13 protein-coding genes are annotated in these 13515 nt (G+C 66.9%); 8 read left to right on the top strand and 5 right to left on the bottom strand.

Going from position 1 to position 13515, the window contains the following annotated elements; genetic code table 11:
- Window positions 1–3 precede the first annotated feature (3 nt).
- From SOM26_RS05780 to SOM26_RS05770, 3 genes are read left to right on the top strand one after another with little or no spacing between them, the layout of a single operon-like run.
- A complete protein-coding gene (locus tag SOM26_RS05780) occupies window positions 4–519 on the top strand; it encodes a DUF721 domain-containing protein (RefSeq protein ID WP_320451765.1) in 516 nt (171 codons plus the stop codon).
- Window positions 519–1220, top strand: a complete 702-nt coding sequence (locus tag SOM26_RS05775) for a DsbA family protein (protein ID WP_320451868.1) — start codon at window positions 519–521, stop codon at window positions 1218–1220. The genes SOM26_RS05780 and SOM26_RS05775 overlap by 1 nt, the downstream gene beginning before the upstream one ends.
- 29 nt (window positions 1221–1249) lie before the next feature.
- Complete coding sequence (locus SOM26_RS05770) at window positions 1250–2008, top strand: DsbA family protein (protein WP_320451764.1); 759 nt, start codon at window positions 1250–1252, stop codon at window positions 2006–2008.
- A 398-nt stretch (window positions 2009–2406) separates the two neighbouring features.
- On the opposite strand, the gene groL is transcribed toward SOM26_RS05770, so the two are convergent.
- On the bottom strand, window positions 2407–4047 hold the full coding sequence (groL, locus tag SOM26_RS05765) for a chaperonin GroEL (RefSeq protein ID WP_320451763.1): 1641 nt from the start codon (window positions 4045–4047) through the stop codon (window positions 2407–2409).
- 58 nt (window positions 4048–4105) lie between these two features.
- A complete protein-coding gene (gene groES, locus SOM26_RS05760; protein WP_042484184.1) occupies window positions 4106–4393 on the bottom strand; it encodes a co-chaperone GroES in 288 nt (95 codons plus the stop codon).
- Window positions 4394–4616: 223 nt separating this feature from the next.
- Between groES and sppA the strand changes: the two genes are divergently transcribed.
- Together sppA and SOM26_RS05750 are read left to right on the top strand one after the other, a co-directional pair.
- On the top strand, window positions 4617–6581 hold the full coding sequence (sppA, locus tag SOM26_RS05755) for a signal peptide peptidase SppA (RefSeq protein ID WP_320451762.1): 1965 nt from the start codon (window positions 4617–4619) through the stop codon (window positions 6579–6581).
- Between the two features lie 154 nt (window positions 6582–6735).
- The gene (locus SOM26_RS05750; protein WP_320451761.1) at window positions 6736–7341 is read left to right on the top strand and encodes a GNAT family N-acetyltransferase; all 606 of its coding nucleotides are present in this window, start codon (window positions 6736–6738) and stop codon (window positions 7339–7341) included.
- A gap of 42 nt (window positions 7342–7383) precedes the next feature.
- On the opposite strand, the gene SOM26_RS05745 is transcribed toward SOM26_RS05750, so the two are convergent.
- Window positions 7384–8256, bottom strand: a complete 873-nt coding sequence (locus tag SOM26_RS05745) for an energy transducer TonB (protein ID WP_320451760.1) — start codon at window positions 8254–8256, stop codon at window positions 7384–7386.
- A gap of 202 nt (window positions 8257–8458) precedes the next feature.
- On the opposite strand from SOM26_RS05745, the gene pgi reads away from it, so the two are divergent.
- The 3 genes from pgi (at window position 8459) to SOM26_RS05730 (ending at window position 11864) form a co-directional block, all read left to right on the top strand.
- Window positions 8459–9952: a glucose-6-phosphate isomerase gene (pgi, locus tag SOM26_RS05740; protein WP_320451759.1), complete on the top strand. Its 1494-nt coding sequence runs from the start codon at window positions 8459–8461 to the stop codon at window positions 9950–9952.
- Between the two features lie 229 nt (window positions 9953–10181).
- Complete coding sequence (gor, locus tag SOM26_RS05735; protein WP_320451758.1) at window positions 10182–11531, top strand: glutathione-disulfide reductase; 1350 nt, start codon at window positions 10182–10184, stop codon at window positions 11529–11531.
- A gap of 165 nt (window positions 11532–11696) precedes the next feature.
- Window positions 11697–11864 (top strand): hypothetical protein, encoded by a 168-nt coding sequence (locus SOM26_RS05730; RefSeq protein ID WP_320451757.1) that lies wholly within the window; start codon window positions 11697–11699, stop codon window positions 11862–11864.
- Window positions 11865–11900: 36 nt separating this feature from the next.
- Here the strand turns inward: SOM26_RS05730 and SOM26_RS05725 are convergent, their stop codons facing one another.
- Window positions 11901–12524: a glutathione S-transferase family protein gene (locus tag SOM26_RS05725; RefSeq protein ID WP_320451756.1), complete on the bottom strand. Its 624-nt coding sequence runs from the start codon at window positions 12522–12524 to the stop codon at window positions 11901–11903.
- Window positions 12525–12556: 32 nt separating this feature from the next.
- Window positions 12557–13453, bottom strand: coding sequence for a dienelactone hydrolase family protein (locus SOM26_RS05720; RefSeq protein ID WP_320451755.1), 897 nt, complete (start codon window positions 13451–13453; stop codon window positions 12557–12559).
- Window positions 13454–13515: the final 62 nt, after the last annotated feature.

Here is a 13515-nt window from a genome sequence, read left to right as displayed (position 1 = left end):
GATATGAGCAAGCGCGTCCGCGCCCCCCAGGAGCCGCCCCCCCGTTCCAACCGCCCCCGCGCGGTGTCCGAACTGCTGCCCGCGATCGGCGGCGCGGCCTTTCGCCGCTTCGGTTTTGTCCAAAGCGCGATCGTCAGCCGCTGGCCCGATATCGTCGGCCCCCGCCTGTCGACCGCCAGCGCGCCCGAGTCGATCCGCTTTCCGCAGGGCGAAAAGCAGAACGGCGTGCTGACCTTGGTGGTGCGCGGCGCCCATGCACCGATGATGCAGCATATCGCGCCCGAGATCATCGAGCGGGTGAACCGCTTCTTCGGCTATCCGGCGGTCGCGCGGTTGCAGATCCGGCAGGGCGAACTGCCCATGGCCGCGCCCCGCCGCCCCGCCCCGCCCAAGCCGCAGCCGGTGCCCCCCGAAATGGGCGACGGCTTGCGCCAGATCGCGGACCCGGAGCTTCGCGCCGTGCTCGAATCGCTTGCCGCGGGCGTCGCTGCGACGCGCGGCCTTCCCAAGGTATCGTGATGCGTCTTTTCCTGTCGCTGGCCGCGCTCGGTCTCTCGCTGACCCCCTTCGCCCTGTCGCCCGCCGACGCCGCGCAGGCGCGGGCCAAGGTCGACTGGACGACCCACATCACCCAGACGCCCGCCGGGGCCTATGTCATCGGCAATCCCAATGCGCCGGTGAAGCTGGTCGAATATGTCAGCTATACCTGCCCGCACTGCGCCGCCTTCGTTGCCGCTGCAACACCGGTGCTGAAAGGGCGGTTCGTGCGCTCGGGCTCGACCAGTGTCGAGATCCGCCATTATCTGCTCAACCGTATCGACCTGGCCGCGGCGCTGGTCGCGCGCTGTGGCGGTGCGGGCAAGTTCGTCGGGCTGACCGAGACCCTGTTCGCCCAGCAGAAGAACTGGAGCCAGCGCGCTTTCGATTTCGAACAGGCCAATGGCCAGCGGATCGGCATGTATCCCCAGGCCGCGCAGATGCGCGCGATCGCCGACGGGGCCGGGCTGACCGCGATCGGCAAGGGCGCGGGGCTGAGCGATGCGCAGATCGCCGCCTGCCTGTCGGACCGCGCCGCCACCGACCGGATCGTCGCGATGACCAGTTCGGCACCCGAATCGTTCGAGGGCACGCCGGGCTTCTTCATCAATGGCAAGCAGGCGCTGGGCGTCTTCGGCTGGGATCGCCTGTTGCCGCTGTTGCGCGCGGCCGGTTCGCGCTAATTCCCGTTTTTTCCTCGGAGCATATGTCGATGACGTCTCGTCTTCTCCTCCTCGCCCTGTCGCTGTCCGCCCCGCTCGCGCTGGCCGCCTGCGGTAGCGGCAATGGCAATGGCGATGCCAACAGCACCGGCCCCGCCGCCGCGCCGTTGGCCGCGGTCGCCGCCCCTGCGGGCAAGGACTGGACCCAAGTCGTCAGCAAGACGGCCGAGGGCTATGTGATGGGCAACCCCAACGCCCCCATCAAGCTGGTCGAATATGGCTCGCGCCTGTGCCCGGCCTGCGGCGCCTTCGCGCGCGAAGGATATGAGCCGCTGGTCAACAATTATGTGAAGACCGGTAAGGTCAGCTGGGAATTCCGCGAATTCCTGATCCACGGCGCGCCGGACCTGCCGCCCGCGCTGCTGGGCATCTGCGCTGGCGAACAGACCTTCTTCCCGCTGCTGGAGCAGATGTACCAGTCGCAGCAGGGCTTCAACGACAAGCTCCAGGCGATGCCGCCCGCGATGCAGCAGCAGCTACAGAACGCCAAGCCGGTCGACGCGATCAAGGCGATGGCCGAGCAGATGGACCTGATCAACTTCGTCAAGCAGCGCGGCCTGCCCGAAGCCAAGGCGCGCGAGTGCCTGGGCAACATGCTGGAGATCGACCGCCTGACCAAGCAGACCCAGGATCGCGGCGCGGACGGCACGGTGACCGGCACGCCGACCTTCATCCTGAACGGCAAGCCGCTGAAGGGCGCGATCAGCTGGAGCGACGTCCAGGCGGCGCTGAAGAACGCGGGCGCATAAGGCGCGGGCGTTTCGGGTTACGTGAAAGGCGGTCGGGCGAAAGTCCGGCCGCCTTTTGCTATGCCGCCCCTGTTCCCCGGCGAAGGCCGGGGCCCAGTTGCCGCACTTTAGATGGCACGCGGGGCGATGCATGGGAGGCCATAGCGAAGGCGGGTAAGAGCCTCCCGCGCTTTGTCCAATGCTCCCTCTAACAGCACCGAAACTGGGCCCCGGCCTTCGCCGGGGAACAAAACCGCTTGAATGCCACCTCTCGTCATCGCCCTTCCTCGCGCCATCACCAGAAACACAAAAAGGGCCCGGGGATTTCTCCCCAGGCCCTTCTTCTTTGGCTGTGCCGCAAGGACAGGCCGGACCGGTTCCCGGCAGAGGTCGCCCCCCGCCGGTCGCCGATATCCGACTTAGAAGTCCATGCCACCCATGCCGCCCATGCCGCCACCGGCGGGCATGGCGGGCTTGTCGTCGGGCAGCTCGGCCACGGTGGCTTCCGTGGTGATCAGCAGGCCCGCGACCGACGCCGCATTCTGGAGCGCAGTGCGCACGACCTTGGTCGGGTCGATGACGCCGGCGGCCACCAGGTTCTCATAGGTGTCGGTCGACGCGTTGAAGCCGAACGAGGTGTCGTCCTGGTCGAGCAGCTTGCCCGACACGACGGCACCGTCATGACCGGCGTTCTGAGCGATCTGGCGAACCAGCGCGGTCAGCGACTTGCGGACGATGTCGATACCACGGGTCTGGTCGTCGTTGATGCCCTTGACGCCGTCGAGCGCCTTGGTCGCGTACAGCAGCGCCGTACCACCACCGGGGACGATGCCCTCTTCGACGGCCGCGCGGGTCGCGTGCAGCGCGTCGTCGACGCGGTCCTTGCGCTCCTTGACCTCGACCTCGGTCGCACCACCGACCTTGATGACGGCCACGCCGCCAGCGAGCTTGGCCAGACGCTCCTGGAGCTTCTCGCGGTCATAGTCGCTGGTGGTGTTCTCGATCTGCGCACGGATCGCCTCGGTGCGACCCTTGATCGCGTCGGCATCACCCGCACCATCGACGATGATGGTGTTGTCCTTGTCGATCGTGACGCGCTTGGCGGTGCCCAGCATGCCGACGGTGACGGTTTCGAGCTTGATGCCCAGGTCTTCCGAGATCAGCTCGCCCGCGGTCAGGATGGCGATGTCTTCCAGCATCGCCTTGCGACGATCGCCGAAGCCCGGCGCCTTGACCGCTGCGACCTTCAGGCCACCGCGCAGCTTGTTGACGACGAGCGTGGCCAGAGCCTCGCCCTCGATGTCCTCGGCGATGATCAGGAGCGGACGGCCCGACTGGACGACGGCTTCCAGGATCGGGAGCATCGCCTGCAGGTTCGACAGCTTCTTCTCGTGGATCAGGATGTACGGGTCGTTGAGTTCGACCGTCATCTTCTCCGGGTTGGTGATGAAGTAGGGCGACAGATAGCCGCGATCGAACTGCATGCCCTCGACGACGTCGAGCTCGAAATCGAGACCCTTCGCTTCCTCGACGGTGATCACGCCTTCCTTGCCGACCTTTTCCATGGCTTCGGCGATCTTCTCGCCGACTTCACGGTCGCCATTGGCCGAGATGATGCCGACCTGCGCCACTTCCGACGAACCCGACACGGGCTTCGAGCGGGCCTTGATGTCCTCGGTCACCTTGGCGACGGCGATGTCGATGCCGCGCTTCAGGTCCATCGGGTTCATGCCGGCCGCGACCGACTTCATGCCCTCGCGGACGATCGCCTGGGCCAGGACGGTCGCGGTGGTGGTGCCGTCACCGGCGATGTCGTTGGTCTTCGACGCCACTTCGCGCACCATCTGGGCGCCCATGTTTTCGAACTTGTCCTTGAGTTCGATTTCCTTGGCGACCGAAACGCCGTCCTTGGTGATGCGGGGCGCACCGAACGACTTGTCGATCACGACGTTGCGGCCCTTGGGGCCCAGCGTGACCTTGACGGCATCGGCGAGGATGTCGACGCCCTTCATGATGCGCTCACGCGCGTCGCGCGAAAACTTGACTTCCTTGGCTGCCATGATGGCTACCCTTTCAATCTGGAATTGTCAGAAAAACGGAAAAAGAAGGACCGGTCGCTCAGCCGATGATGCCGAGGATGTCCGATTCCTTCATGATGAGCAGGTCTTCACCGTTCACCTTGACCTCGGTGCCCGACCACTTGCCGAACAGGATGCGGTCGCCCGCCTTCACGTCCAGCGGGGTGACCTTGCCGTCTTCGGCCTTCGCGCCCGAACCGGCGGCGACGACCTCGCCCTCCTGGGGCTTTTCCTTGGCGGTGTCCGGGATGATGATCCCACCGGCCGTCTTTTCCTCGGCCTCGACGCGACGGACGAGAACGCGGTCGTGCAACGGACGAAAGTTCATTGCCATGTCCCTTTATCTGGCATGTTACACTTTTCTGGCACTCGAGCCATGCGAGTGCCAACACCCCGGATATGTGAACGGCGCCACTGGGCGTCAACGACCCGTCCATAAAAAATTTGCCGCCGCACGCCCGATCCGGGAACAAAATCCCGGGTTTGTGCCGCGTATTGGCTGCCTAATACGGGCCATTGCTCAGCCCTCGCGGCTGGGGTAGCGATGGGACATGACCGACGCTCGCGCAGACGCTCTTCCGCCCGCCTCCCCGCTCGACCAGGATTTCAGCCGACCGGGGCGCAGGCCCGGCAAGCGCAGCGGCTGGCGGCTGGTGCGCGGTGCATGGCGGCTGCTGGTGGGCATCAAGGACCTGCTGGTCCTGGTCGCGATGCTGCTGTTCTTCGGGCTGATCTTCGCGGCGCTCAATGCGCGGCCGGGCAGCAAGGCGATCACCGACGGCGCGCTGCTCCTGAAACTGGACGGTCCGATCGTCGAACAGCCCGAGGCGATCGCCCCGCTGGCCATGTTGACGAGCGGCGGCGACACGCCGCGCCAGTATCGCCTGCGCGATGTGGTGCGCGCGATCGACACCGCGCGCGACGACGCCCGCGTCAAGGTGCTGGTCCTCGACCTCGACTCCTTCGGCGGCGCCTATCCGGCCTCGTTGCAGGAAATCGGCGAGGCGATGACGCGCTTCCGCAAGGGCGGCAAGCCGGTGCTGGCCTATGCCACCGCCTATACCGACGGCGCCTATCGGCTGGCCGCCAATGCCAGCGAGATCTGGGTCAATCCGCTGGGCGGCACGCTGTTCACCGGGCCGGGCGGCAACCAGCTCTATTACAAGGGGCTGATCGACAAACTGGGCGTCACCACCCATGTCTACCGCGTCGGCAAGTTCAAGTCGTTTGTCGAGCCCTATATCCGCGCCGACCAGAGCCCCGATGCGCGGGCGGCGGCACAGGCGCTGTACGGCACGCTGTTCGCCCAGTGGCGCGAAGCGGTGGCCAAGGCGCGGCCCAAGGCGCAGATCGACGCCTTCCTCACCCAGCCCGACCGCGCCGTGCTCGCCGCGAACGGCAACATCGCCGAGGCCAATCTGAAGGCCGCCCTGGTCGACAAGCTGGGCGACAAGCTGGCCTTCGGCAAGCGCGTGGCCGAGATCGCCGGTGCCGAGGCGAACAAGCCCGTCGGCTCCTTCCGCACCATTTCCTATGCCGCCTGGGTCAAGGCCAACCCGCTGCCGACCGCAGGCGACGCGATTGGCGTGCTGACCATCGCGGGCGACATCGTCGATGGCGAGGCGGGCCCCGGCACCGCCGCGGGCGAGACGGTGTCGAAGGCGCTGCTCGACGGGCTGGCCAAGAAGAACCTGAAGGCGCTGGTCGTGCGCGTCGCCTCGCCCGGCGGCTCGGTGCTGGCGTCCGAACAGATCCGCCAGGCGATCCTGGAGGCCAAGCGCCAGAAGCTGCCCGTCGTCGTGTCGATGGGCGGCCTTGCCGCCTCGGGCGGTTACTGGGTGTCGACGCCCGCCGACGTGATCTTCGCCGAACCCGGCACGATCACCGGCTCGATCGGCATCTTCGGCATCATCCCGACCTTCGAGAACACGCTGGCCAAGATCGGCATCACCACCGACGGGGTGAAGACCACGCCGCTGACCGGCCAGCCCGACGTGCTGAGCGGGACGACGCCGATGCTCGACACCATCCTGCAGGCGGGGATCGAGAACGGCTATCGCCAGTTCCTGACCCGCGTCGCCCAGTCGCGCCACATGACTCCCGAAAAGGTCGACACCATCGCTCAGGGTCGTGTGTGGGACGGCGGCACCGCGCGCCAGATCGGCCTGGTCGACCGCTTCGGCAACCTGTCCGACGCCATCGCCGAGGCCGCCCGCCGCGCCAAGCTGGACCCGGCCAAGGTCCATGCCGAATATCTGGAAAAGAAGCCGGGCTTCGCCGCCTTCCTGGCCGAAGGGTTCGAGAGCGACGATGACGGCCAGCAGGGCGGCGACGTCTTCGCCATCGCCGCCGCCGAGCGCCGCGCCATCGTCGCCCGCGCGCTGGGCGACGTGACCCGGCTGGCCAAGGGCGGCTCGGTCCAGGCGCGTTGCCTGGAATGCGGCGGGCTGGGTCCGGTGGCGAAGGCGGGCGATGCACGCTTGCTTGACCTGCTGATCACGCGACTGGGCCTGTAACCTTCACGAGGAAGTGAGGCCGACATCCCCCCCTCCGTTCAGCCTGAGCAACCGGAGGGGGGGTATCGTGCAAATGGGCGTAGAAAGTTGGCCCTTCCCGAACCGCGCATCCCCGCGCTACGCAGGCCCATCCCTTTCGGAGTTCCATTCCAGCATGATCGCCATCCGCGCCGCCCGCCCCGATGACGCTGCCGCCATCGCGGCCATCTATGCCCCGCATGTCCTGGCGGGCGTCGTCTCGTTCGAGACCCAGGCTCCCGACGCCGACACGATGCGTTTGCGGATGGAAGGCGCGGATGGGCTGTATCCCTGGATCGTGGCGACGCTGCGCAGTCAGGACGGAGTCGATGGCGAAGCGCAGGAGGAAGCCGTGATCGGCTATGCCTATGCCGCACGCTTCCGCGAGCGCGAGGCCTATCGCTGGGTGGTCGAGACGACGATCTACGTCGCCGATGTGTCGCAGCGTTCGGGCATCGGGCGGCTGCTGTACGAGGCGCTGGTCGACACGCTGACCGCGCAGGGCTTCACCCAGGCGATGGGTGTGATCGCGCTGCCCAATGACGGCTCGATCAAGCTGCACGAAGCCGTCGGCTTCCGCCGCGCGGGCGTCTTTCGCGAGGTCGGCCACAAGCATGGCCGCTGGATCGACGTCGGCTATTGGCAGCGCGAACTCGCCGAACCCAAGCCCCACCCCGCCGAGCCGAAGCGTTTCGCCGATGTCGGCGTGGTCCGCGATCCGGTAGCGGGCAAGCATCGCTGACCCGCCACCGGCCCGACTACCGGTCGCACCGGCGAGCCGCCGTCAGCGGACGATGAAGAACGGCGCGCCGGGCTCCCAGTTGATCCGCTGCACCCAGACCGATGCCATCGGCTTGCCATCCGCGCCGATCGCGGGTTCGAAGCTGCCCCGCTTCGTGGCCGCCTGGCATGTGGCGTCCTGAAACACCTTATCCCCGCCGGACTTGGTCACCGCGCAATTCCGGATACGGCCATCGGCACCGATCAGCAGCCGGATGATGACGGCCCCGGCCATGCCGATATTCGCCGCGCCTGCGGGATAGTCCTCCGGCCGAAACCAGGTGGCGATGTTGCCGACCGGCCGGGGACCGCGTGTCGCCTGACGCAGCGCCGCCGGATCGAGTCCCCAGGACTTGATGAGATCGTCGGAACATTGATCGAGCGCCGCCAGCGCACCCTTCATCGGGCCTAGGTCGAACTGCGCCACGTAGCGCCGGACGAAATTGACCCGCATGATCGTCGGCTTGCCTGCCGCGACGTCGCTGCGAAACGCCTTGGGCAGGTCGTCGTCCGGTCGGAAGCGCAGCGTCGCGGGGATCTGGCCCGTGCTGGCGAATCCCTGGGCCTGGATGCCGGGCACGTCGGCCATGGTGGACGTCGCGACGGATACCGGCACCCGCTTGTCCGTCGCCGGAATATGCGGCCCCGCCAGCAGCATCTCCAGTCGATCGGCCGGATCATAGCGACTGAGTTGCAGGATGGTGCGATCCTTGCCCTCTCCGAAGATGCGGATCAGGCGACATTCGTTCGGCGCATAATCGACCTGCCATTTTGACGAGGGGGCAAGAACGAGCGGCGGCTCGGCCGCGATAGCCGCTTGCGGTGCGACATTACCCGCCATCATTGCCAAGCTCGCCACGAACGTCCGAACGCGCATCCTTCCGTCTCCCCGACTCGGCGACTCTCCCTTCGCCGAACCCATTGGTGGCATGACCGTCGCGGATCAGGCAAACGCGATTCAGCGCCACGGCAGCCGCCCGCTTCCCACCATACCAATCTAAGGCTTGGCTTTGCCCGCCCGCTTTGGCTAACGCCATGAGCGAAGCCCCACCGGGCACGTCAAGGAAGGAACAGGCATCATGGCTGCCGACTGGTCGACGATCGAATCGCTCCCGCAGACCCCGCTTCTCGATCTTTTCGCGAATGATCCCAACCGGCTGGCCTCGCTCAGCCTGGATGTGGCGGGCATCCATTTCGACTGGTCCAAGACCCATCTGACGCCCGAAGCGGTCGTCGCCTTCGCCGACCTCGCCAAGGCCAAGGGGCTGGCCGCCAAGCGCGACGCGCTGTTCGGTGGCGAGGTCGTCAACGTCACCGAGGGCCGCGCGGTCGAGCACACCGCCGAGCGTGGCGAGGGCAATCCCGAGAGCGTCGCCACCGCGCGCCAGTCGCACACCCGGATGCGCGCGCTGATCGACGCGATCGAGGCAGAGGCGCTGGGGCCGATCCGCCATGTCCTGCACATCGGCATCGGCGGCTCGGCGCTGGGCCCCGACCTGCTGGTCGATGCACTGGGCCGCGACAGCGACCGTTATGACGTCGCGATCGTGTCCAATGTCGACGGCGTCGCGCTGGAGGAGGTGTTCAAGCGCTTCGACCCCGCCGCCACTTTGCTGGTCGTCGCCTCCAAGACCTTCACCACCACCGAGACGATGCTGAACGCCACCTCGGCGCTGCAGTGGATGACCGAGAACGGCGTGGAGGATCCCTATGGCCGCGTCATCGCGCTGACCGCCAGCCCGGACAAGGCGGTGGAATGGGGCATCGACGAAACCCGCATCCTGCCCTTCGCTGAGTCGGTCGGCGGGCGTTATTCGCTATGGTCGACCATCGGCTTTCCCGCCGCGCTGGGCCTTGGCTGGGACGCGTTCGAGGAACTGCTGGAGGGCGCGGCCGAGATGGACCGCCACTTCCGCCTGACCGACCTGTCGCAGAACGCCCCCGCGCTCGCCGCCTTTGCCGACCTGTACTACACCCAGGTCCGCCATGCCGAGACGCGCGCGCCGTTCGCCTATGACGAGCGGCTGCGCCTCCTGCCCTCCTATCTCCAGCAGCTGGAAATGGAGTCGAACGGCAAGGGCGTGACCGTCGATGGCGAGGCCGTGGGTCGCCCCACCGCCGCGATCACCTGGGGCGGGGTCGGCACCGATGCGCAGCATGCGGTGTTCCAGCTTCTGCACCAGGGTACGCACCTGGTGCCGGTCGAATTCATCGCGGTGATCGAGCCGGGCGACATCCTGAGCGACGATCACCACCGCCAGCTGCTGCTCAATGCGTTCGCGCAGGGTGCCGCGCTGATGAAGGGCAAGAAGACCGACGACCCCGCGCGCAGCTATTCGGGCGATCGTCCGTCCTCGACCATCCTGCTCGACACGCTCGACCCGCGCACGCTGGGCGCGCTGATCGCCTTTTACGAGCACCGCGTGTTCGTGAACGGCGTGCTGCTGGGCATCAACAGCTTCGACCAGTTCGGCGTCGAGCTGGGCAAGGAAATGGCCAAGGCCGCCGACCAGGGCGGACAGGACTTCGACCCGTCGACCGAAGACCTGATCAAGCGGGCCTTCGGAGAGTAACTGTCATTCCTCCCCTGGCAGGGGAGGTGGCAGGCCGAAGGCCTGACGGAGGGGTGTCCCGCCATCGAGAGGGCGACACCCCTCCACCAGCTTCGCTGGTCCCCCTCCCCTTACAGGGGAGGAATTTGAGTTTTCGATCACTGTCAGGGGGACGCTGAACTTGGCTCGGCGTTCCCCGTTGTGCATTCAGGCGGGCCTGTCGCCCCAATTCCCCGGAGAAACCGTTCGCATGGCTGACTATGACTATGACCTGTTCGTCATCGGGGCGGGCTCGGGCGGCACGCGTGCCTCGCGCGTCGCCGCGGCGCATGGCGCGCGCGTGGCGGTGGCCGAGGAATATCGGGTCGGCGGCACCTGCGTCATTCGTGGTTGCGTGCCGAAGAAGCTGCTCGTCTATGGCGCGCATTTCGCCGAGGACCTGAAGGACGCACGCCGCTTCGGCTGGCAGGTGCCGAGCGAATGCGAATTCTCCTGGGAGACGTTGCGCGACAACGTCCTGTCGGAAGTCGACCGGTTGAACGGCGCCTACAAGAAGACGTTGGAGAGCCACAATGTCGAGATCATCGGCCAGCGCGCCACCGTCACCGGCCCGCACAGCGTCCGCCTGGCCGATGGGACCGAGAAGACCGCCGACAAGATCCTGATCGCGGTCGGCGCGCACCCCGCCGTCCCCTCCTGCCCCGGTCACGAGCATGGCATCACCTCGAACGAGGCGTTCCATCTCGATTCGATCCCCAAGCGTGTCCTGATCGCGGGCGCGGGCTATATCGCCAACGAGTTCGCCGGTGTCTTCCACCAGTTCGGCGCGCACGTCACGCTGATCAACCGCAGCAAGGACATACTGCGCGGCTACGACCTGACGATCCGCGACCGCCTGCTCCAGATCTCGATGATGAAGGGGATCGAGTTCCGCTTCGACGCGACGTTCGAGGGAATCGAGAAGATGGACGATGGCTGCCTGAAGGTGTCGATGTCCAACCACGAGCCGATGATCGTCGACATGGTGATGTTCGCGACCGGCCGCCTGCCCAACACGCATGGCCTGGGGCTGGAGACGGCGGGCGTCGAGCTGGACGATCACGGCGCGATCAAGGTAGACGAGGACAATCGCTCGACCTGCCCCAGCATCTATGCGGTGGGCGACGTGACCAACCGGGTCCAGTTGACCCCCGTCGCGATCCGTGAGGGGCAGGCCTTTGCCGACACGGTGTTCGGGGGCAAGCCGACCCGCGTCGATTACGACTGCATCCCCGCGGCAGTCTTCAGCCATCCGCCGATGGCGGGCGTCGGCATGACCGAGGCACAGGCGCGCCAGACGCTGGGCTCGGTGCAGGTCTATACGTCGGACTTCCGCCCGATGAAGAACGTCCTGGCGGGCCGCGAGGAGCGTTCGCTCTACAAGATGGTGTGCGACGGCGACACCGGCCGGGTCGTGGGCCTGCACATGATCGGCCCCGACGTGCCCGAAATCCTGCAAGCCGCCGCCGTCGCGGTGAAGGCCGGACTGACCAAGGCGCAGTTCGATGCCACCGTGGCGCTGCACCCGACCATGGCCGAGGAACTGGTCCTGATGCGCTGATCGATCGGCCCTGCCCCGCCTTTACCGTGCCAAAGCGGGGCAGGGCTTATAGACAGCAACAAAATTGCATATCGCGAAAAACATTATCGCGGTTTACGACTTGTTTGCTAGACAGCAGCTATCCGGCGTGAACAAGTACAGCGTAATGTAAGTTAGGATTCGTCGATGAACGACCAGCCCGTGACATTCGAACAGGTGATCTCCTTCGCACGCGCGGCTTTGGAAGGGGCGGACAAGCTGAACATGCCGCTGGCGGGCAACCATATCGCGGCTGGCCTCGACATGCTGTGCGCGGCGCTGGAGCGCAGCAATGGCGGCCATCCGACCGCCTGATGCAGGGACGTATCTGACGCGTCGGGCGGACGCTCGTCAGGCTGGGTCTTCCCCGGGCGCGCCATCGTCCAGGGCGGCGGCGCGACAATGGGCCGGGCGGTCCTGCAACCGGCCGATATAGGCCATGATCGCGTCGGTCTTCGGCACCAGCCCGAACTGGGTGAACCACATCAGTTGCGATCCGACATAGACGTCGGCCGCCGTGAACCGGTCCCCCGCGATATAGGCGGTGTTCGCCACCGCATCACTGATCACGCCGATCGCACGATCGAAATCGCCATAGCCCGCCATACGCTGCTGCTCGACGCTGACCGTCACCCCCAGCGCGCGATTGGTCGCCGCCGCCTCCAGCGGGCCAGCGCCGAAGAACAGCCAGCGATAATAGGCCGCCCGCTCCTCCGGCATTGGCGCCAGCTCGGCATCGGGAAAGGCCTCGGCAAGATAGGCGCAGATCGCCGCCGTCTCAGTCACCACCCGCCCCTGATGGACGATGGCGGGGACTTTCATCATCGGGTTGATCGCACGATATGCGTCGGCGACCATCGTCGTTCCATAATCCAGGACGACCGTGTCGTAGGCGGCACCGGTCTCCTCCAGCATCCAGCGGGCGATACGTCCGCGCGACTGGGGATTGGTGTACAGCGTCAGGTCGGTAGCCATGCGATCGATCTCCGGCAGGAAAACGTTCGGGCTCAGGCCCGGTCGAGATATTGGTGCAGGAAGCGCGTAGTCCGCTCCCAGGCCAAAGCGGCGGCGGCCGCGTCGTAGCGCGCGGCCGAGCTGTCATTGTTGAAGGCATGGTCGACGCCGGGATAGGTAAACGCCTCGACCGTCCGCCCGGCGGCTTTCAGCGCGGCGACCCAGGGCTCGCCGGTGGCGTTCACCCGCGCGTCCTTGCCCGCATAATGCAGCATCAGCGGGCTGCGCACCTTCGCCGCCTCGGCCGGGTCGGGTGCCGGGCCATAATAGGCGACGCCCGCCGCCAGTGCAGCGCCCGACGCGACCGCCAGCCGGTTGACGAACGCCCCGCCCCAGCAAAAGCCGACCGCGCCCACCTTGCCCGTCCCCGCCTTGTCGGCGGCGGCGTGCGCCATCATCGCGCGCGCCTGTCGCAGCGCCAGGTCATAGTCGAGCGTGCCGATCATCGTGCGGGCTCGGTCCTCGTCCGGCGGCGTCCCGCCCTGCGGCGCCAGCAGGTCGGGCGCGATGGCGTGGAACCCGGACAGGGCCAGGCGGCGGGCCACATCCTCGATATGCGGGGTCAGCCCGCGATTTTCGTGGACGATCAGCACCGTGCCGAGCCGCTTCCTCGCGCCCTTCGGCGCCGCGACATAGGCCGCGGAGCGGGCCCCGCCCTCTATACCCTCGCGCCGGTCGATGCGCAGCCGTGCATCATGCGGGTCGGTCACCGCCGCCGCTGCCGGGCTGGCCGCCAATCCCAGGATCAGCGTCTCGGCCGCCGCTGCCGACCCGGCCAGCACGGTCATCTGGCGCAGCAGGGTGCGGCGATCGTGATGCTCATGGGTAAAGGCGTCATAGATGCGGACCGCCCGATCGTGCAGCGTGTCTGTGTCGGAACCATGGGTCATGCGGCCATCCTCCATGGCCGCCCGCCCGGCTGTGGCCGGGTCCGTCGCTCGGCGACCCTGGA

Source organism: Sphingomonas sp. CFBP8993 (assembly GCF_034044895.1).
GTDB lineage: Bacteria > Pseudomonadota > Alphaproteobacteria > Sphingomonadales > Sphingomonadaceae > Sphingomonas.
Note: the sequence above shows the minus strand (reverse complement) of the source record. Positions and strands in the feature narration are given on the sequence as shown.

Coding starts and splice junctions, on each gene's coding strand:
- SOM26_RS05780 (WP_320451765.1), top strand. CDS start 4: ATGAGCAAGCGCGTCCGCGCCCCCCAGGAGCCGCCCCCCCGTTCCAAC.
- SOM26_RS05775 (WP_320451868.1), top strand. CDS start 519: ATGCGTCTTTTCCTGTCGCTGGCCGCGCTCGGTCTCTCGCTGACCCCC.
- SOM26_RS05770 (WP_320451764.1), top strand. CDS start 1,250: ATGACGTCTCGTCTTCTCCTCCTCGCCCTGTCGCTGTCCGCCCCGCTC.
- groL (WP_320451763.1), bottom strand. CDS start 4,047: ATGGCAGCCAAGGAAGTCAAGTTTTCGCGCGACGCGCGTGAGCGCATC.
- groES (WP_042484184.1), bottom strand. CDS start 4,393: ATGAACTTTCGTCCGTTGCACGACCGCGTTCTCGTCCGTCGCGTCGAG.
- sppA (WP_320451762.1), top strand. CDS start 4,617: ATGACCGACGCTCGCGCAGACGCTCTTCCGCCCGCCTCCCCGCTCGAC.
- SOM26_RS05750 (WP_320451761.1), top strand. CDS start 6,736: ATGATCGCCATCCGCGCCGCCCGCCCCGATGACGCTGCCGCCATCGCG.
- SOM26_RS05745 (WP_320451760.1), bottom strand. CDS start 8,256: ATGCGCGTTCGGACGTTCGTGGCGAGCTTGGCAATGATGGCGGGTAAT.
- pgi (WP_320451759.1), top strand. CDS start 8,459: ATGGCTGCCGACTGGTCGACGATCGAATCGCTCCCGCAGACCCCGCTT.
- gor (WP_320451758.1), top strand. CDS start 10,182: ATGGCTGACTATGACTATGACCTGTTCGTCATCGGGGCGGGCTCGGGC.
- SOM26_RS05730 (WP_320451757.1), top strand. CDS start 11,697: ATGAACGACCAGCCCGTGACATTCGAACAGGTGATCTCCTTCGCACGC.
- SOM26_RS05725 (WP_320451756.1), bottom strand. CDS start 12,524: ATGGCTACCGACCTGACGCTGTACACCAATCCCCAGTCGCGCGGACGT.
- SOM26_RS05720 (WP_320451755.1), bottom strand. CDS start 13,453: ATGACCCATGGTTCCGACACAGACACGCTGCACGATCGGGCGGTCCGC.